Source organism: Thalassomonas sp. RHCl1 (genome assembly GCF_947387555.1).
GTDB lineage: Bacteria > Pseudomonadota > Gammaproteobacteria > Enterobacterales > Alteromonadaceae > Thalassomonas.
On the sequence record NZ_CANDNZ010000001.1, the window covers coordinates 1060674 to 1079564 of the forward strand.

Here is an 18891-nt window from a genome sequence, read left to right on the forward strand (position 1 = left end):
GGATTTTCTATGTCTTGCGCGCGTTTTAATTAATGCGCACTTTCTGATAACTTTCCCAGGTACTGGGATCTGAAATAATGATTTTCTCTCCCGGGGCCAGGCCCTCGAGGATTTGGATTTGATCTACCGAGCCTTTGCCCAGTTTTACCTTGACCCGGCTGGCAAAATTGCCGCTGTCGGTGATTTTATAAAAGCTGGCCGTGCTCTGGCTTTGGGCAAATAACGGCCTGCTGACATACAGGGCATCGCTGATTTCGGCGATTTTAATTTCACCGTCGACGGTTAAGTCGGGGCGGGCATCGGCGGGCAGTTTGTCGCTGAAGCTGACATCGACCTGGACATTGCCGTTGACCACGGCGGGGTCGACCCGGGTGACGACGCCCATCGCTTTGTTATTGCGGGTGTCGATCACCACTTTTTGCCCGATGATGACATCGCGGATCTGTAATTCAGGCACCTGAAGCTCGGCGATCAGGGAATCCTGGCGGGCAAGTTTAGCAATATTGCCGCCCATGGTGATGCGCTGGCCGGCTTCGACCGGCACATCCTGTACCACAGAGTTGATGCTGGCATAGATTTTCAGGCTGTTGACATCCTGGCGCACCCGCTCCAGGGTTTTACGCATCTTTTTCAAGCGGGCATCTCGGGCATTGTTTTGTACGCCGAGGTTTTCGGTCATTTTCGCCAGCCTTTGCTGCTGGATTTGCCAGCGCTGCTTGAACTGTTTGGTTTCAAGCCGGGTTCTCTGGTAATCAATTTTCGATACCGCGCCGGTTTTTTTCTGAAACAGCTCACTGTGGGCATCCTGCTCTAACTTGCTGCTTTCATAATCAAGGCGGGCATTTAATACTATGGTTTTTTGATCCAGCAGGGCAGACTCCTGTATCACCCGCTGTGCTTCGTTTTCCGCAGCGACGGCTTCAAGCTCCCACTGGGTTTCTTCCAGTAGCTGCACCAGTTTCGGGTTGCTTAACTCAACAATTAAATCGCCTTTGTTGACGATTTTTCCCGGTTTGGCCAGGATACGCTCTACCCGGGCATCGACATTGGCGGATAACCACTGGATATTGTCGGGCACCAGCACGCCGCTGCCCCTGACAGAGACCGAAAACTTTCCCTGCTTGACCTGGCCAATCACCAGGGTCTCGCTGTCGATGGCAAAGTCAGCCTGAGCCAGGAAGTAGAGGTAATAGGCAGCACCGGCCAGCAAGAAAGCCAGGATTGACCAGGGCCAGTAACGGCTTAGCACAGACTTTTTTTGTTTCGCTCTGTTAATATCCAACTTGGTTACTCCGTGAAAATAAACTGGTTTCAATAGAGCAGGCTCTGTGCCAATTGATTAATGTGTTGATATTTAAAGTGAAAAATTATTTTTGTTATTTTTTAGTACTAGGCTAACTTCACTAAACCCATTTTTGGGATAAACAAAATCCCAAAAATGGGACTGGTGCAGGAAATTTGCCCGATAACCGGGGTTTTCTCTTGATCGTTCCCGGCATTTTATTGATGCCGAGATCTATTGGGCAGACTTTTTTGCCTAAAGCACCCTAGTCAGAGTACACTGAGGTTATTATTCCCGATTCATCATAAAACGCTTGTTTTTTAAGCGTTAATAGCGAGATTCTGCATGACCCGAGCTGTTGAGCAATTGCGCCTGAAGCCTGCACAATTAACTGCCATTTTATCTGAACACTTATTCTCTATGCCCGCGGCCAGTACCGAGGTGGAACAGGGCTTTGTCGGCCATGAACGCGCCAAGGAAGCACTGGATTTTGGTTTGTCTATGGATGCCCTCGGCTTTAATGTTTTTGCCATGGGGGAGCCGGGTACAGGCCGGCAAACGCTGATCAAACAGATGCTGACGGCCCTGGCCAGCGAGCGCCAGACGCCGGCGGAGTGGTGTTATATCAATAATTTTGATGAAGTGCATGCGCCGTTTAAACTCTATGTCAGCCCCGGAGACGGCAAGCTGCTGCTTAAACGCATGAATACCTTTATTGATGAATTGCTCGATCTTTTCCCGGAAGTATTCGATAACCCCGGCTATCAGAGACAAAAAGGCGCCATCGACCGCGAGTTTAACCAGAAATATGATGAAGCCATTGCCGTGGTGGAAGAGACGGCGTTAAAACATAATGTGGTGTTGTTTGAAGAAAACGGCGAAATCGGCTTTTCCCAGATGGTGGACGGTAAACCGTTAAGCGATAAAGAGTTTGCCGAGCAGGATGAAGAAAAAAGAGCGGAGTTTTACCTGCTGTTGGCCAAGCTGGAAAACCTGCTGTCGGAGCAGTTGATTGAACTGCCGCTGTGGAAAAGAACCTCGTCGGATAAACTAAGAAAACTTAAATATGAAACCGCAGAGCAGGCGGTAAAGCCCCTGTTAAAAGAGCTTGAGCATGAATTTGCCAGCAATCTCGGGGTCTTAAAATATTTATCAAAAGTCAAAAGCCATGTGGTGGATGCGGTACTGGAAATCCTGGTGGATGAAGGAGCGGAAAGCCAGAATGACAAGGAAGCACGCAAACTTGTGGTGGAGCAGTTCCTGCCGAACCTTTTGGTGCCGCGCGAAGCCGGTGAAGGGGCGCCTGTGGTTTATGAGCAAAACCCTACCTACCAGAACCTGTTTGGCCATATCGACTTTGCCAGCTTCCAGGGCAGCAACTATACCAGCTACCGTTTGATCCGCCCGGGAGCACTGCATCAGGCCAACGGCGGTTATTTGCTGCTCGATGCGGAAAAGCTGCTGAGTCAGCCGCTGATCTGGTCAAGGTTAAAACTGGCATTAAAGACCCAGGAAATCAGCATTGAAAACCCTTATTCGGAATTCAGCCAGCCGGGGCTTTACAGTTTACAGCCGGAAAAAATTCCTCTGCAGGTGAAAGTGATCTTACTCGGCGATGCCGATATTTATTACACCCTGCAGGAATATGATCAGGAATTTACCGAGCTGTTCCGCGTGCTGGCGGACTTTGACCGTCACCTGGTCAACAACGACGACAACCTGGTGGCCTATGCCAATTTAATCCGCCAGCGGGCGCAGCAAAACAGCTATCCCGCGGTGACGGATGCCGCCATGGTGGAGCTGGTGCGTTACGGTTTAAGACGGGCAGAGCACCAGCATAAAATTTCCGCCAATATTGTCCAGGTCAATGACTTGCTCGATGAAGCCAATTACCTGTGGCACAAACATGACGGCAACGGCGACGGCGAGTTAACTGCCGAATTTGTTGAAATGGCGCTGGCGGCGAAACAGCGCCGTACCGGACGTATGAGCGAAACCTGGATGAGTGAGATAAAAGAGCGCCAGGTTTTGATCAGCACCGACGGCAAACAGATAGGTAAAGTAAATGGTTTGACGGTACTGGAAATCGGCGACAGCGTGTTCGGCACACCCGCGCGCATCACCGCTACTGTGTATGCCGGCAGCCAGGGGGTGACGGATATCGAGCGGGAAGTGGACTTAGGCAAACCTATCCATTCCAAAGGGGTCTTGTTGCTGACCGGTTATCTGGGCCATAAATACGGCCAGGGGTTCCCGGTATCGATTTCCGCCAATATTGCCATCGAACAGTCCTACGGTCATATCGACGGCGACAGTGCTTCTATGGCCGAGTTATGCGCTTTGGTATCGGCCATTACCCATTTGCCGATCGATCAGGGTATCGCCATTACCGGCTCCATCAACCAGCACGGGGAAGTGCAGTCAATCGGCGGCGTCAACGAGAAGATTGAAGGTTTCTACCGCCTGTGCAAAGACAAGGGCTTGACCGGTAATCAGGGGGTGATAGTGCCCATGACCAATATCGTCAACCTGATGCTGGCCTCGGATGTGATTGAAGCGGTGGAGCAGGGCAAGTTCTCCATCTGGGCGGTGGAAGATATTAACCAGGCGCTGGAAATTCTGATGGATACTCCCGCCGGGGAAATGAGCAAAACCGGCCGTTATCCGAGAAAGTCTATCCACGGTATGGTGCTGGACAAGTTGTCGGCTTTTGCCGATATCCTTGACGGCGGCGATGAATAACCTTCAGCCAGCGGATTGGCGGGATGCTTGCCGCTGTTAATCACCGGCATATGCCTTGGTGTTATGCCGTTCAGAGAGCTGAACGGATAGTGCCAAGGTCACTGAACTGGCGGGGGGAGTTCTGTTTTTATGTCCGCCATATGGTTTTGTGCTATCCACAGGGGGGCATCCTCTGCCGGCATGGGATAGGCAATACCGAACCCTTGTCCGAAAGGGCAACCGAGATCTATGAGTTTGGCGATGTGTTCGGGGGTTTCAACTCCTTCGGCGATGATTTGATGGCCGAAGGTTTTACACAGGCTGATGACTCCCCGGACAATGGAGTAGTCTTCGGCATTTTCGAGCATATTGATCACAAAGCTTTTATCAATTTTCAGGACATCTATAGGTAAACGGCGCAGGCAGGTAAGGGAAGAATAGCCGGTACCGAAATCATCCAGTGCTATGCTGACCCCCAGGGCTCTGCACTCATCAATGATGGCATGCACAGCGTTGATGTCTTCGGCTTCCACGGTTTCTAAAATTTCCAGTTCCAGTGCCGTTGCCGGCACCTGAGGCACAGTGCCAAGCAGTGCGCTGAGCCGTGTTGCGAAATCACTGCGCTGCAGATGTTTTGCTGAAATGTTGACACTGACTTTTAATGACAGGCCCTGCTGATACCAAACCTGGAGTTGCTGCAATACTTCGCCAAGTACCCATTCGCCGATTTTCACCCCTAACTTATCGTGCTCGCCGGTAAATAAAAATTCCCCCGGGCCGATTAAGCCTTTTACCGGATGCTGCCAGCGCAGCAAAGCTTCGAGGCCGATTAACTGTGAACTTTTTAGGTCGATTTTAGGTTGATAATAGAGTTGGAATTCATCATTTTTCAGGCCGGAAAGTATGCCCTGAAAAGAATTTTGTCTGTCTTGCTGGCGTCTTTCGGCTTCGGGGTCAAAAAACTTCAGGTGATCACGGCCGGTATTTTTAACCCGGTACATGGTCTGGTCGGCCTGGCGCAATACGGTATCGGCATCCAGGTTTTCATCGCGGATCATGGTGACCCCTATGCTGGCGGTCACGCGTATTTCTATATCATCGGGCAAGAAAATAGGCTGGATTAAGGCTTTACGGATACGTTGCAGCAGCTTTTCGCATTCATCAACATTAAGCAAATCATTAAGCAGTAAAACAAATTCATCTCCCCCCAGGCGGGCTACCGTGTCGCTGGCACGTGCACCATGCTGTAATCTCTGGCCCACTTCGACCAGTACCAGATCCCCGGCGGCATGTCCCCAGGTATCGTTAACCGGTTTAAAGTTATCGAGATCGATAAAAGCCAGGGCCGCGAGACTTTTATGCCGCCCGGTGCGTTTAATGGTTTGCTGCAGGCGCTCGGTGAGCAGGGTGCGGGTGGCAAGACGGGTTAAGGTGTCATAGTGGGCAAGTTCATGTATCTGGCGCTGGACATCAATCCGGTGGACAGCCCCCATCAGTGAGCGGATCAGCTGTTTTTCATCGACCTTGTATTTGACCAGGTAATCGCAGACCCCTTCACGCATGGCGGCAGCGGCGATATTTTCATCTCCCAGGCCGGTGACCAGGATGACAGCACACGGAGTATCGATGCGGGCCCGGATCTCCTGTAACAGGTCAAGTCCCGAACTATCCCCCAGATGATAATCGAGGAAAATGCAGTCCCATGTCTGTTTGGCTAATATACTGAGTGCCTGGGGGGCAGAAGTTGCCTCTTCAATTTGAATGTGATCCAGGCTGTTGTTGAGCATGCGATGTAAACGTTCGCGATCAACATCATCGTCGTCAACTATCAGGACATGTAAAGTTTTTTCCACCGCCTCTCTCCCTGGTGTGGCCAAATGGTTTACGCTATTGTGGCAGCTTTATGGCTTCACAATAGCTTTCCATCAGGGCGGTAAGTTTGCTGAACATAGGGCCAACAGCCGACTTGACCATGTATCCGGCGACGTTTTCGTTATAGGCGCGTACTAAGTCTTTTTCATCTGAAGAAGTGGTGAGGATAAAGACTACAGTGTCTTTTAAGTCTGCATCGCCGCGCAGAATTTCTAAGAATTCAAAACCGTTGAGGTGCGGCATATTCAAATCGAGCAGCACCAGCAGGGGTTTTTCAATCGTGCGCTCGTGGCTGCCCCTAAGAATATTCAGGGCAATATCCCCATCTTCAGCAAGTATGATGGGGAATTGCAGGCCGGCTTTGTTAAAACTGCGGATAACGGCTTCTGCTGCAACATCGTCGTCTTCCACCAGCAGTATGTTAAGGGGGTATGCTGCCATTAATGTCTCTCCGGATAAAGCGTGGCCACCATAGGTGGAAGGTTGAGCCACGTTGTTCTTGGTTGGCGGTCACTGTGATTTTACCGCCATGGGTTTCGACCAGGCGCCGGGTAACGGCAAGGCCGATACCTGAGCCCCGCTTATCTGTGCGGCTCAGGGTCTGAAAAAGTTTGAATATGCGTTCGTGGGCCTGATCGGCAATACCGGGTCCGTCATCGGTCACCGAAATATGGCACAGGCTATTTTCGCTGCGACTGCGGATGACGATATGGCCACAGCTCCGGTCATGATGTTGTACCGCATTGGCGATCAGGTTACGTAATGCCGTTTCCAGGGGCACTTTAGCGGTATGGATTGAGGTTAAATCCAGCTGGCGTTCGAGGGTAAAGCCCTCGGGGAGCGGTTGTAACTCTTCAATGTTATCGAGTACTTCATCAAGCTCAACCAGGCTGATCTCGTTTTGGCTGCGACCGGCACGGGCATATTTCAGCAGGTTATCGATCAGTTTTTCCATGCGGTGGACGCGTACTGACATGCGCTCGATATTATTGAGCAGGGAGGGGGCAGGATCTTCCCCGAGATCTTCGCGTACCCATTCCAACAAATCTGATATCCCCCGCAGGGGAGAGCGCAGGTCGTGAGAGGCAACATAGGTAAACTCTTCCAGATCAGAATTGATCTGGCGCAGGTCCAGTTCCATTTTTTTGCGTGCGGTGATATCACTCAGTGCCACCAGCACCATGTCCTGTCCATTCCAGATAAAGGGGCTCAGGCCAATCTCCACCGGAAATTCGGTGCCGTCCTTATGCAGCCCGGTCAGATCCCGCCCCGGCCCCATGACCCGCATAACAGGCTCTCGTGCGTATTTTGCCCGCAAATTGCCATGTTCTTTACGGTAGCGCTCCGGCAGAAGTTTCTCTATCGGATTTGATAACAGCTCTTGTTCGCTGTAGCCGAAAATAGAACAGATTAACGGGTTGACTAATTCGATTTTACCCTGTGGATTGATGAGCATCAGGCCATAGGGGGCACTGTCGACTATCTGGCGAAACATTTGATCCGCCTGCAACCGGGGAGTGATGTCAATCAAGGTAGCCAGTACCAGCGGACCCTGCTCGGAGGCCAGAGGATTAAGGCCTATTTCTATCGGGATTTCAGAGCCGTCTTTGCACAGGGCATATAAAGAACCGCCATTCCCCATGTTGCGTTTGAGCGGCTTTTTAAAAAATGAGGCGGTTAACGCACTGTGACCATGGCGAAAACGTTCAGGCAAAAGCATTTCCAGGGGTTGCTTGACTAGCTCTGAGGCCCTGTATTTCAGGGTCTTTTGCAGCTCCTGGTTGCTTGATTGTATCAGGCCGTTAGCATCCACCAGCAGGGCCCCGGTGGGGACGGCTTCCACCAGGTAATGCAGGACATCAGGAGTAATCCGGAAGATATCCGGTTTATCAAGGCTAGTGTCCGGGCTGCAGGGGGGAAATTGCAAATCACTCACTCTCTATCCTCCTTGACAGATATTGTGAACCGGTCGGCTATGTGCATACACCCAGCACTAGTGCGTATGGCAATACCCTAGTGAAACACTCAGGTATACCCATGTATAGCACTCCCCCGTATTGCCGTCAAATTGGGCTTTTCCCGCATTTTTCATCTTGAGGAACTTACCGGTTATGCCCGGGAGCATGCCTTAATGTCAGGGGGAAATCTTTAAAAGTTATTTTGTGGGCGACCAGGGGGCTGTTATTTAGGGGAATCCTGTAAATCATGAAAGCTAAGTATCAGCCGGTTTGCTGTGTTTTTTAGCCAGATTTAAATTTAAAGATGATGAATTTAAAGAAAAATTTTTCTTTTTCAAATTCTTTACTATGCTTAGGTCAAGATAATAAAAATACAGTCAATTGCGCGTCATTCAAAAAGTGTCGATTAGCTTGTTGTTACCCCTGAGGCCTTAGCGCCTGCCGTCAGATAAAGCCGTTTAACCAAAGCCGCCGTCGACTCCGCCCATGCAGTGTATTTTTCCCGTATCAATAAAAGAACAAAGACAACAAGAAAAATATTGGTAAAAAATTAATCCGGCAATCTAGTGCAAAACAATACTAATAAAAGAGCTAAAGGATTTAGCTTAGGGGGTTAAGTGCAGAGTGCAAATCAACTGGCGGAGCTATGGCCGATTGCCGCCTATTTTATCATTTTATGTGTCATGTTAGTGGTCATGATGCTGCTGAGCGTGGTGTTGGGGCCAAAAACACAGACGCGGGCCAAAAATATTCCCTATGAGTCGGGTGTCATTGCCGCCGGTGATGATAAGACCCGGTTTAGCAATCACTTTTTCCTCTATGCCATCTTTTTCGTGATTTTTGATCTGGAAACGATTTTCCTGTTTGCCTGGGTGATCGCCTTTGAAGAAGTCGGCTGGGCGGGCTTTATCGAAGCCAGTGTCTTTATCGTGATTTTGCTTGCCGCCCTGGTGTATCTATGGCGCATCGGCGCATTGGAGCTCAAGCAAAGACACCAGCCGTTTCGGGTACAAAAACTTAAGCAAATGCAAAGCAGTGTGAGGAAATCGTGATGGAGTGGTCATTAACTAAGGCTAAGCTGGATGAATTTATGGGCCAGTCGAAAGCGGTGCAGGAAGAGGAGCTGAACCGTAATGTGTTTATGGCAAGACTCGATGATATGATCAATTGGGGCCGTAAAAACTCCATCTGGCCGTTTAATTTCGGGCTAAGTTGCTGCTACGTGGAAATGGCCACCAGTTTTACCTCCCGCCATGATATTGCCCGCTTCGGCGCCGAAGTGATCCGGGCGACACCGCGCCAGGCGGACTTGATGGTGATTTCCGGCACCTGCTTTCGCAAGATGGCGCCGGTGATCCAGCATTTATACGAGCAGCTGCTTGAACCCCGCTGGATCATCTCCATGGGCTCCTGCGCCAATTCCGGCGGCATGTACGATATCTATAGCGTGGTACAGGGGGTGGACAAGTTTATTCCGGTGGATGTTTATGTACCCGGCTGCCCCCCCAGGCCGGAAGCCTTGCTTGAAGGCTTGTTGCTGCTGCAAAACAATATCCAGCACCAGCCGCGGCCATTGAGCTGGGTGGTGGGGGAGCAGGGGGTCAGCCAAATCGCCAAACCTTCGCTGCGTGATATCAAGCACGAGCACAGGATCCAGGTCACAAACCTTGACTCGCCGGACAATTGTTGAGGGGAAGTGCTGATGAAGCGCATTAATGACTTTTTATTCTGCTTATTGGCTGGCTGTTTACCAGGGAAGCGCAAGGGGGATGTATGGCAAAAATAGATATGGCACTAAGTAGCGACTGGTCGATGTCTGCTCCTGTGCCTGTGATTGATGAGATTCTCACCCTGTCCCCTTCGTTAAAGCTGTTGCCGGTAACCGCCGCTGAAAATATTGTTGATGATATCAGCTCATTTTGGGTGGACAGGAAACAGCTGAGCACCCTGATGCAGGTGCTGAGGTTCGATTTACCCCAGCCCTTTGATATGTGCTTTGATCTAACCGCCATCGATGAAAGCGAGCGCCGCCATAAAGCCAGCCATGTCGGGGACTTTACCGTCAGCTATCACTTACGCTCGTATGAGCGCAACCAGGATGTGCGTATCAAGGTCTCGCTCTGTGCCAGCGATAAAAATATTGCCAGTGTCTGCCGGTACTGGCCCAATGCCAACTGGTATGAGCGGGAAGTGTGGGACATGTTCGGCATTGTCTTTGAAGGCCACCCCCATTTGAGCCGTATCCTGATGCCGGATACCTGGCAGGGACATCCGCTTTTGAAAACCCATCCCGCCCGCGCCACCGAGATGGACTCTTTTACCCTGCCGCCTTACCAGCAGGATATCGAGCAGCAGGCGCTGCAATTTAATCCCGAAGCCTGGGGCATGAAGCGCAGGGATAAAGACAACGACTTTATGTTTTTAAACCTGGGTCCCAACCATCCCAGTGTGCACGGTGCCTTCCGTATTGTGCTGCAGATGGACGGTGAAGAAATTGTCGATTGTGTGCCGGATATCGGTTATCACCACCGCGGCGCGGAAAAAATGGGTGAGCGCCAGTCCTGGCACAGTTATATCCCCTATACCGATCGCATCGATTATCTCGGCGGGGTGATGAATAACTTTCCCTATGTGATGGCGGTGGAAAAGCTGGCGGGGATCCAGGTGCCGGATCGCGCTAAGGTCATCCGTATCATGACCGCGGAAATGTTCCGTATCTTAAGCCATTTGTTGTTTTACGGCACTTTTGTCCAGGATGTCGGCGCCTTGTCGCCAATTTTTTATATGTTTGTCGACCGGGAAAAACTCTTTGGCATTATTGAAGCTTTTACCGGGGCTCGCATGCACCCGAGCTGGTTCCGTATCGGCGGCGTCGCCCACGACTTACCCAAAGGCTGGGATACCCTGGTGCGGGATTATGTTAACTATCTGCCCAAGCGATTGGACCAGTATGAAAAAATGGTGATGCAAAATTCCCTGTTGAAACGGCGCAGCGTCGATGTCGGCGCCTATTCCACCGAGGAAGCCATTGAATGGGGTATCACAGGGCCGGGGCTGAGGGCTACCGGGTTTTCCTGGGATATGCGTAAGCAGCGTCCCTACGGCGGATATGATCAGTTTGATTTTGAGGTGCCGCTGGGACACAAGGGAGATTGTTACGATCGCTGCCGGGTGCGGGTGGAAGAAATGCGGCAAAGTATCCGCATTATCGAGCAATGCCTGAACAATATGCCCGAAGGGCCCTATAAAGCGGAGCATCCGCAAACCACACCTCCGGATAAGTCCCGTACCATGACGGATATCGATACCTTGATCCCGCATTTTGTCAATGTGTCCTGGGGACCGGTGATCCCTGTCGGTGAGGTGTCCACTTTTGTCGAAGCGACTAAGGGCATTATGGGTTACCACCTGATCAGCGACGGCAATACCATGAGTTACCGTACCCGTATCCGCACCCCCAGCTTCCCGCATTTACAAATGTTGCCTGTGATCAGCCAGGGACAGATGGTGGCTGATCTTATTGCCACCCTGGGCAGTATCGATTACGTGATGGCGGATGTAGACAGATGAGTTTTTTTTCTTATAGCAACAGTGGTAAGCCAAGTAGCAAGGCAAGAAGGTGATTTATGCAGATTATTAACACTATTACTCCTGACTACCGCAGCTATCTGAGTAAAGAGGAAATGGCCGCCATAGAGCATGAAGCCAGCATCATGGAAACCCGTGAAGCGGCGGGTATCGAGGCGTTGAAAGTGGTGCAAAAACACCGGGGCTGGATTAGTGATGACAGCTTATATGCCATTGCCCAGATGTTAAATATGTCAGCGGCCGAACTTGAGGGCGTGGCAACCTTTTATAACCTGATTTACCGCCAGAAGGTGGGGCGTTACGTCATTCATATTTGCAACAGCATCAGTTGTCATCTCAGTGGTTACCAGCAGGTATTGCAGGCAATTAAAGCGCACCTGGGAATAGATTACGGGCAAACCACAGCCGACGGTATGTTTACCTTGCTGTCCAATGCCTGTCTCGGCGGTTGCGACAAAGCGCCGGTGATGATGATAGGGGAGCGGCATTATGAATACCTGACCCCGGAAAAAGCGGTGGAAATATTAGAAAAAATTGCCGCCGGGGCCAGCACGGAAAATTACTTGTCCTCTTTTTTAAATGAAGGGGATGCTGCAGCCGACAGGGAAAACAAGCCCCGCTCCCGGGATTATCTCGATGATGACGATGTCGCCGGTGAAATTAGTGAAATGGAGTTAAGTGATGATTAAAGCCCCTGATAAGCCGTTAACTTCTCTGGTTAATTTGGAGCAGCCCTTATCAATCGAGGGTTATATCGAGGCTGGCGGCTATCAGGGGGCAGAAAAAGCTTTGCATCACCTTAGCCGGGCCGAGGTCCTGACCCTGGTGGAAGACTCTACCCTTAAAGGGCGGGGCGGCGCCGGTTTTCCCACCGGCATGAAGTGGAAGTGTGTGCCTATGTATGAGCCGGGAGACGTTAATGCCCCCGAGTGCAAATACCTGGTATGCAATGCCGATGAGATGGAGCCGGGGACCTTTAAAGACCGGGTGTTACTTGAAGGTGTGCCGCACCAGTTAATTGAAGCCATGATCATTGCCGCCTATACCATAGGGGCGGAAAAAGCCTATATTTTCCTGCGCGGTGAATATCACCTGGCAGCCCGCCGTCTGCAACAGGCAATTGATGAAGCCTATCGCAGCAATTGGCTCGGTGAGAATATCCAGGGCACGGATATACACTTAGACCTCTACCTGCACAGCAGCGCCGGGCGTTATATCTGCGGTGAAGAAACTGCCCTGATTAATGCCCTCGAAGGCAAGCGCGCCAATCCCCGGGCCAAGCCGCCGTTTCCGCAATTTAGCGGTTTGTTCGGTAAACCCACTGTGGTCAATAATGTTGAGACCTTAAGCAACTTACCTCATATCCTCAAACACGGCGCAGACTGGTTTAAGGGGCTGTCCCCCGACAGCGATGCCGGTACGAAAATTTATGCCGCCTGCGGCCGGGTGAAAACCCCCGGCACCTGGGAGTTGCCTATGGGGGCGACCATACGGGAAGTGTTATATGACCATGGCGGCGGTATGCTCGACGGCCTTAAGCTTAAAGGCCTGCTGCCCGGCGGCGCTTCCACCGACTTCCTGTTACCTGAGCACCTGGATACGCCGATGGATTTTGCTTCTATTGCCAAGGCGGGCAGCCGTTTAGGTACCGGTGGGCTGATTGTGCTGGATGATCATAACTGCCCCGTGTCTATGGTGCTTAACCTGCTGCAATTTTTTGCCCAGGAGTCCTGCGGCTGGTGTACCCCGTGCCGCGACGGTACCCCCTGGGCGGTGGAAGTGTTAAGCCGCATAGAACAGGGGCAGGGCAGTCTTGATGATCTCGATACCCTGGCAAAACTCTGTGATTTTATGTGGCTGGGGAAAACCCATTGCGCCCTGGCCCCGGGAGCGGTCGAACCGCTAAAAAGTGCTTTGAAATATTTTCATGACGATTTTGAGCAGCATATTGAACAGGGCTGCTGTCCTTATCAGGGAGGACACTAAGATGGCAGACATAGATCCAAAAAAATCTGCTGAAAAAAATGGCCGGCAAGTAAGCGAAAACCAGTTGACGGTTTATATTGACGATCAGCCTTACCAGGTAGATAAAAACGATAACCTGCTCGCCGGCGTCCTGGCCAATCAGCTGAATTTACCTTATTTTTGCTGGCACCCGTCTATGGGCTCGGTGGGGGCCTGCCGTCAGTGCGCCGTAACCCAATACCAGGATGAAAACGACAGTCGTGGCCGGATAGTGATGGCCTGTATGACCCCGGTGAGCGACGGCATGCGTATCGGCCTTCAGGAGCAACATGCCAGCGAGTTTCGCGAACAGGTGATCGCCGCCATGATGACCAACCATCCCCATGACTGCCCGGTGTGTGCCGAAGGGGGCGAATGTCACTTGCAGGATATGACGGTGATGACAGGCCACAGCGCCCGCCACTACAGCGGCAAAAAACGCACTTTCACCAACCAGTATCTCGGCGAACTGGTGGGGCACGAAATGAACCGTTGCATCACTTGCTACCGCTGTGTCCGCTTTTATAAAGATTATGCCGGCGGTAAAGACTTTGACGTCTATGGCTCGAAGAACCAGGTGTACTTTGGCCGCCAGACGGACGGGGTCTTGGAAAGTGAATTTAGCGGCAACCTGGTGGAAGTCTGCCCCACCGGGGTGTTCACCAATAAGTTATTCTCCGCCCACTTTACCCGCAAGTGGGATCTGCAAAGTGCCCCTTCCGTGTGCAGCCACTGCGCTGTTGGTTGCAATACCAGCATTGGCGAGCGTTACGGTGCTGTGCGCCGGGTGGTGAACCGTTATAACGAGCAGCTTAACGGTTACTTCTTATGTGACCGCGGCCGTTTCGGCATCGGTTTTGTTAACGGCGAGCAGCGCATCAGGAAGGTCTCGGGCATCAGGCAGCAGTCGGCGGAAAAACTGACCAAGCTCGATGTCGCCAAGGCGCTGGTGCATTTTAAAGGGCAGAAGTTTATCGGCATCGGCTCGGGCAGGGCTTCGCTTGAAGCAAATGCCTATTTGAAAAAACTGGTGGGAAGCGATGGTTTCTGCGCCGGACTGACCGGCAGGCAAATGGCGCTGGCGGCGCAGCATAAGTTAGCGCTACACCGCTACCCGGCACCGGGGATCCCGGAAATCGAACAAAGCGATCTGGTGCTGGTTATCGGTGAAGACATCACCCAGACCTCGCCGCGTATCGCGTTGGCGGTGCGCCAGGCATTGAGAAATGCCGGCCTGGCAAAAGCGGCGACCATAGGCATAGCTTCCTGGCACGACAGTGCAGTACGCACTGTGGGGGGCAAGCTGTTTTCGCCGTTATTCTCACTGCAGGGGATGCCGACTAAGCTTGATGATGTCTGCCAGCAAAAACTTTTACTCTCCCCCCGGGAAACAGAGCACACCCTGGAGGTGCTTAATCAGCAGCTGCGCCTGTTATTGGGTATTACCAGTGAGCAGGGTAAAGCCTCCGCGAAAGGCGATATCTCCGCTGACCGAAAAGCCTTTATCAGCGAGCTGATCCCGATGCTATTGAGGGCTAAAAATCCTTTAATCATTTCCGGCTGGAGTCATGAATCCGCTGCGGTCTTTGCTGCCATTAATGAGCTGATGGAGATTTTGCACAGCGATGCCTGCATGGGACATCAAGCGGGCGTAGGGCAGGAAGAAAAGCAGGATGAAGCAACAGCCGATAAGCAGCCGAGGGCAAAACTGGTCCTGCTGCCACCCCAGAGCAACACTACCGGTTTATTGCATTTAAGCGATGCACAGACCCTGTCCCTTGAACAGGTATTATCCCGGCTTACCAAGGAGCAACAAACCGGCGATATAGTTGACGGGGTGATTATTTTAGAAAACGAATTGCCTGCTTTGTCCGAGCAGCAGGCGGCCTTGCTTAGGGAGCAGGCAGAAACCCTGATAGTTGTCGACCACAGCCAAACGCCTTTCACTGAAATGGCCGATATCCTGATGCCGGCTGCACCGGTCAGTGAAGGGGACGGGCATTTTGTCAACTACCAGGGGCTTTGCCAACGTTATTACCAGGTGCATGCCTCGGTATTACCTGTGCTGGACAGTTGGCGCTGGCTTAACCTGATTGAAAGCAGCATCTTTAACGCTGGCGCTTATGGCGGGCAGAAACCGCAGCAATTTAAAGAGGTGCACTCGCTAACCGAGCTTGATTTATATCTGAGCGAACAAGGCATTGAATGGCCGTTTGATAGCAAAGAATTGCACCGGGAAAAGCAAATTGCCCGGCAAAGCCACAGGGCCAGCGGCAGAACCGCGCAGATGGCTAATATCAGCGTGCATGAAACTAAAACTACCCAAAGCCCATCAAGTGAATTTGGTTTTTCCATGGAAGGTCTGGCAGCGGATGCTGCACCGGATAGGCCTTTTAGTTGGGCCCCTGGCTGGAATTCAAATCAGTCGGTGAATATGCTGCCAGGACAGGGGGCTGATACTTCGCCCAAGCTTGATTTTGCAAACCCGAACGTCTTGCTTGAAAGCTGGCCGCTTGTGACAGAGGTTGAGGATGAAACAGCCTTGAGCTCGCAAGACAAGCACAGTTTGACCTTTATCGATCATCGGCAATGGTTTCAAAACGAATGGCAATCAAGTGTTAACCCTGAATTTCGCATGCTCTGTCCCGGCAACCAGCTAATTGTGGCAAGTGATTATGCCCGGGAGCAAAGCTGGCAACCTGGGGATTATGTTGCTTTTAGTTTTAGCTTGCCCGGTGAAGAGCATGCCCGGCAGGGGATAGCCCGGCTGTTATGCCATGATGAGCTGCCAGCACATTTGGTGGCCGGTAATCTCCTGGCACCGGGACGTAGCAGTGGGGAGGGGGTCATCAGGCTTTCACCGGCACAAGCAAGTGATATCACCTTATATCAGCAGGCAGAGCAAGAGCGGTTGGCACAGGCCAAAGCCGATAAAACAGCCCTGCTGGAACGTTTGAAAAGGGCGGATCAAACGATTCCTATCCGCATGGTTGCCGGAGGACTGGAAGATGTTTGATGGCCTGTTGCTATTTGTAAGCGGAGGGAACGCTAATGCTTGAATCTGCATTTAAGCTGTTGGAAATTTTTATCATCATCGCCCTGCTTATTCCTATCGCCGCCATGCTGGTATGGGTAGAGCGGCGCATGATCGGCATCTGGCAGGACAGGTTGGGGCCAAACCGGGTCGGTCCCGGCGGGGTATTGCAGTCGCTGGCGGACTTGTTAAAAATTCTTGGTAAGGAAGATTGGGTACCCCAGTTTAGCGATCGCAGCGTTTTTATTATCGCTCCTGTGATAGGTGCGGTTTGTGTGCTGATGAGTTTTGCCGTGATCCCCTTTTCCCCGGATATCGGCGTATCCAATTTAAATATCGGTTTGCTGTTTTTCCTGGCGATGGCTTCCCTTGCCGTTTACAGCGTGGTGCTGGCGGGCTGGGCGTCCAAGTCAAAATATGCCCGTTTAGGGGGCATGCGCGCCGCCGCGCAAACCGTCAGTTATGAAGTGTTTATGGGGCTGTCGGTCATGGGAGTGGTTTTGCTCACCGGCACTTTTAACTTAAGGGAAATAGTTTTGGCCCAGTCGGATACCTGGCTGATCCAAAGTCAGTTTGTCGGCTTTTCAATTTTTTTAATTGCCGGTATCGCCGAAAGCCATCGGCTGCCTTTTGACTTACCGGAAGCGGAAACCGAACTTACCGCGGGTTTTCATACCGAGTATTCCGGGTTGAAGTTTGCTTTGTTTTTCCTTGGCGAATATTTGGGGGTCACCCTGATTTCCGCCATGTCTGTGGTGCTGTTTTTTGGCGGTTGGCTGATGCCCGAGCCTTTGGCATCCTGGTTGCCGCCCCTGGTGTGGTTCATTCTGAAAATTTTATTTTTTGTCATGTTCTTTATTTTATTGCGTACCTCATTGCCCAGGCCGAGATTTGATCAGTTGCTGGCCTTTGGCTGGCTGGTGATGCTGCCATTGGCGTTAGGGAACTTGTTGATCACCGGGGCATTAAAGCTGGGAGGCGTTCTCTAACCAGGAGTCTGAAGAAAAGTATGGATAAGCACCTGAAAAAAATAATAAGCCGGGAGGGTTACCATGTTTAGTCAAGTTCGCACCATATGGCAGGTGCTTAAACATACCTTTACCAAAGCCGACACCGTTGAGTATCCGGAGCAAAAGCCGTATCTGGCGCCCCGTTATCGCGGCCGTATTGTCTTGACCCGGGATCCTTCCGGGGAAGAGCGCTGCGTGGCCTGTAATTTATGTGCGGTAGCCTGCCCGGTGGATTGTATCGCCCTGCAGCAAACCATAGATGAAGACGGCCGCAAACGACCGGAATTTTTTCGCATCAATTTCTCCCGTTGTATTTTATGCGGTTTCTGTGAAGAAGCCTGTCCTACCTATGCGATACAGCTCACGCCGGATGTTGAGCTGTGTGAATACGAGCGGCACAACCTGGTATATGAAAAAGAGCATTTATTGATTGAGGGGCCGGGCAAATACCCGGATTACAATTTCTATCAGCAATCGGGCATCGCCATTGCCGATAAGGGTAAAGGGCAGGGGGTGCAGGAAGCGCCGCCGGTGGATATCAGGGGGCTAATGCCATGAGAAGTGCCAGGAAATATTTAAAGGGAGGCCTGTTATGACGATAGAGCTGATGTTTTATTTGGCGGGAGCCGTGGCGGTTTTGGCCAGCTTAAAGGTAGTGACCGGGAAAAATACCATACACGCCCTTCTCTACCTGGTGGTGTCTTTGCTGGCGGTGGCGGTGTGTTTTTATCTGATGGGGGCGCCGTTTGCCGCCGGACTTGAGGTTATCGTTTATGCCGGTGCTATCCTGGTCTTGTTTGTCTTTTCCGTGATGCTGTTTAACTTAAATCACGATGAAGTCTTGTTTGCCCGGCAAAGCCAGGGGTTAGGTTTCTGGGCCGGACCTGTGGTGTTGGCCATGTGCCTGTTGGCCTTGCTGGTTAACATCATTCAAAGCGCAGAGATCCAGGATAAGCTCACCGTTAATCTGGTGGATGCCAAACAGGTGGGCATATTGCTTTATGGCCCCTATCTGTTGGCGGTAGAGATTGCTTCTTTTCTGTTACTGGCCGGTTTGATTGCCGGGTACCATTATGCAAGACCTGAAGGGCCGGGTAGCCATGGAGGTCGCTCATGACAGCTATTCCGTTAAATCATGTGCTGATACTGGCCTGTATTTTATTTTCCATAGGTTTTATCGGCGTCATTATCCGCAAAAATACCCTGTTTATCCTGATGAGCCTTGAGATCATGCTTAATGCCGTTGGGGTAGCCTTTATCGGTGCCGGCAGTGTCTGGCAGCAGGCGGACGGGCAGATCATGTTTATTTTGATCTTATCGCTGGCGGCGGCTGAGGTCGCCATTGGGCTGGCGCTGCTGATCAGGATGCAGCGCAGGTATCAGTCGCTCGATATCGATAAACTCAGTGAAATGCGGGGGTAA

15 protein-coding genes are annotated in these 18891 nt (G+C 51.5%); 11 read left to right on the forward strand and 4 right to left on the reverse strand.

The window, feature by feature from the left end:
* Window positions 1-25: 25 nt before the first annotated feature.
* Entirely contained in the window at window positions 26-1282 is a 1257-nt protein-coding gene (locus QL234_RS04750) for an HlyD family efflux transporter periplasmic adaptor subunit (protein WP_281556687.1), read from the reverse strand.
* Between the two features lie 345 nt (window positions 1283-1627).
* On the opposite strand from QL234_RS04750, the gene QL234_RS04755 reads away from it, so the two are divergent.
* Window positions 1628-4024, forward strand: coding sequence for an ATP-binding protein (locus tag QL234_RS04755; protein ID WP_281556688.1), 2397 nt, complete (start codon window positions 1628-1630; stop codon window positions 4022-4024).
* Between the two features lie 98 nt (window positions 4025-4122).
* Here QL234_RS04755 and QL234_RS04760 read toward each other — a convergent pair whose 3' ends face one another.
* From QL234_RS04760 to QL234_RS04770, 3 genes are read right to left on the reverse strand one after another with little or no spacing between them, the layout of a single operon-like run.
* On the reverse strand, window positions 4123-5856 hold the full coding sequence (locus tag QL234_RS04760) for a GGDEF domain-containing response regulator (protein ID WP_281556689.1): 1734 nt from the start codon (window positions 5854-5856) through the stop codon (window positions 4123-4125).
* A 34-nt stretch (window positions 5857-5890) separates the two neighbouring features.
* Window positions 5891-6316: a response regulator gene (locus QL234_RS04765; RefSeq protein WP_281556690.1), complete on the reverse strand. Its 426-nt coding sequence runs from the start codon at window positions 6314-6316 to the stop codon at window positions 5891-5893.
* Window positions 6297-7811, reverse strand: coding sequence for a PAS domain-containing sensor histidine kinase (locus QL234_RS04770; RefSeq protein WP_281556691.1), 1515 nt, complete (start codon window positions 7809-7811; stop codon window positions 6297-6299). The genes QL234_RS04765 and QL234_RS04770 overlap by 20 nt, the downstream gene beginning before the upstream one ends.
* 639 nt (window positions 7812-8450) lie before the next feature.
* Here QL234_RS04770 and ndhC point away from each other — a divergent pair.
* The 10 genes from ndhC (at window position 8451) to nuoK (ending at window position 18891) form a co-directional block, all read left to right on the forward strand.
* The gene (ndhC, locus tag QL234_RS04775; RefSeq protein WP_281556692.1) at window positions 8451-8885 is read left to right on the forward strand and encodes an NADH-quinone oxidoreductase subunit A; all 435 of its coding nucleotides are present in this window, start codon (window positions 8451-8453) and stop codon (window positions 8883-8885) included.
* A complete protein-coding gene (locus QL234_RS04780; protein ID WP_281556693.1) occupies window positions 8885-9523 on the forward strand; it encodes an NADH-quinone oxidoreductase subunit B in 639 nt (212 codons plus the stop codon). Before ndhC ends, QL234_RS04780 begins: the two co-directional genes overlap by 1 nt.
* 83 nt (window positions 9524-9606) lie before the next feature.
* Window positions 9607-11403, forward strand: a complete 1797-nt coding sequence (nuoC, locus tag QL234_RS04785) for an NADH-quinone oxidoreductase subunit C/D (protein WP_281556694.1) — start codon at window positions 9607-9609, stop codon at window positions 11401-11403.
* Between the two features lie 56 nt (window positions 11404-11459).
* On the forward strand, window positions 11460-12110 hold the full coding sequence (gene nuoE / locus QL234_RS04790; RefSeq protein ID WP_348650698.1) for an NADH-quinone oxidoreductase subunit NuoE: 651 nt from the start codon (window positions 11460-11462) through the stop codon (window positions 12108-12110).
* Window positions 12103-13407: an NADH-quinone oxidoreductase subunit NuoF gene (gene nuoF / locus QL234_RS04795; RefSeq protein WP_281556695.1), complete on the forward strand. Its 1305-nt coding sequence runs from the start codon at window positions 12103-12105 to the stop codon at window positions 13405-13407. Before nuoE ends, nuoF begins: the two co-directional genes overlap by 8 nt.
* A 1-nt stretch (window position 13408) precedes the next feature.
* Window positions 13409-16441: an NADH-quinone oxidoreductase subunit NuoG gene (gene nuoG / locus QL234_RS04800; protein ID WP_281556696.1), complete on the forward strand. Its 3033-nt coding sequence runs from the start codon at window positions 13409-13411 to the stop codon at window positions 16439-16441.
* A 35-nt stretch (window positions 16442-16476) separates the two neighbouring features.
* The gene (gene nuoH, locus QL234_RS04805) at window positions 16477-17448 is read left to right on the forward strand and encodes an NADH-quinone oxidoreductase subunit NuoH (RefSeq protein ID WP_281556697.1); all 972 of its coding nucleotides are present in this window, start codon (window positions 16477-16479) and stop codon (window positions 17446-17448) included.
* A gap of 63 nt (window positions 17449-17511) precedes the next feature.
* A complete protein-coding gene (nuoI, locus tag QL234_RS04810) occupies window positions 17512-18027 on the forward strand; it encodes an NADH-quinone oxidoreductase subunit NuoI (RefSeq protein WP_281556698.1) in 516 nt (171 codons plus the stop codon).
* 40 nt (window positions 18028-18067) lie between these two features.
* Window positions 18068-18586 carry an NADH-quinone oxidoreductase subunit J gene (gene nuoJ / locus QL234_RS04815; protein ID WP_348650702.1) on the forward strand — a complete coding sequence of 173 codons (519 nt, stop codon included), beginning with the start codon at window positions 18068-18070 and terminating at the stop codon, window positions 18584-18586.
* Complete coding sequence (gene nuoK, locus QL234_RS04820; protein ID WP_281556700.1) at window positions 18583-18891, forward strand: NADH-quinone oxidoreductase subunit NuoK; 309 nt, start codon at window positions 18583-18585, stop codon at window positions 18889-18891. The genes nuoJ and nuoK overlap by 4 nt, the downstream gene beginning before the upstream one ends.

Bases quoted from the DNA above. Each gene is read 5' to 3' on its own strand.
- nuoI (WP_281556698.1), top strand. From the start codon at position 17,512: ATGTTTAGTCAAGTTCGCACCATATGGCAGGTGCTTAAACATACCTTT.
- QL234_RS04765 (WP_281556690.1), bottom strand. From the start codon at position 6,316: ATGGCAGCATACCCCCTTAACATACTGCTGGTGGAAGACGACGATGTT.
- QL234_RS04755 (WP_281556688.1), top strand. From the start codon at position 1,628: ATGACCCGAGCTGTTGAGCAATTGCGCCTGAAGCCTGCACAATTAACT.
- nuoE (WP_348650698.1), top strand. From the start codon at position 11,460: ATGCAGATTATTAACACTATTACTCCTGACTACCGCAGCTATCTGAGT.
- nuoC (WP_281556694.1), top strand. From the start codon at position 9,607: ATGGCAAAAATAGATATGGCACTAAGTAGCGACTGGTCGATGTCTGCT.
- nuoG (WP_281556696.1), top strand. From the start codon at position 13,409: ATGGCAGACATAGATCCAAAAAAATCTGCTGAAAAAAATGGCCGGCAA.
- nuoF (WP_281556695.1), top strand. From the start codon at position 12,103: ATGATTAAAGCCCCTGATAAGCCGTTAACTTCTCTGGTTAATTTGGAG.
- nuoK (WP_281556700.1), top strand. From the start codon at position 18,583: ATGACAGCTATTCCGTTAAATCATGTGCTGATACTGGCCTGTATTTTA.
- nuoH (WP_281556697.1), top strand. From the start codon at position 16,477: ATGCTTGAATCTGCATTTAAGCTGTTGGAAATTTTTATCATCATCGCC.
- QL234_RS04780 (WP_281556693.1), top strand. From the start codon at position 8,885: ATGGAGTGGTCATTAACTAAGGCTAAGCTGGATGAATTTATGGGCCAG.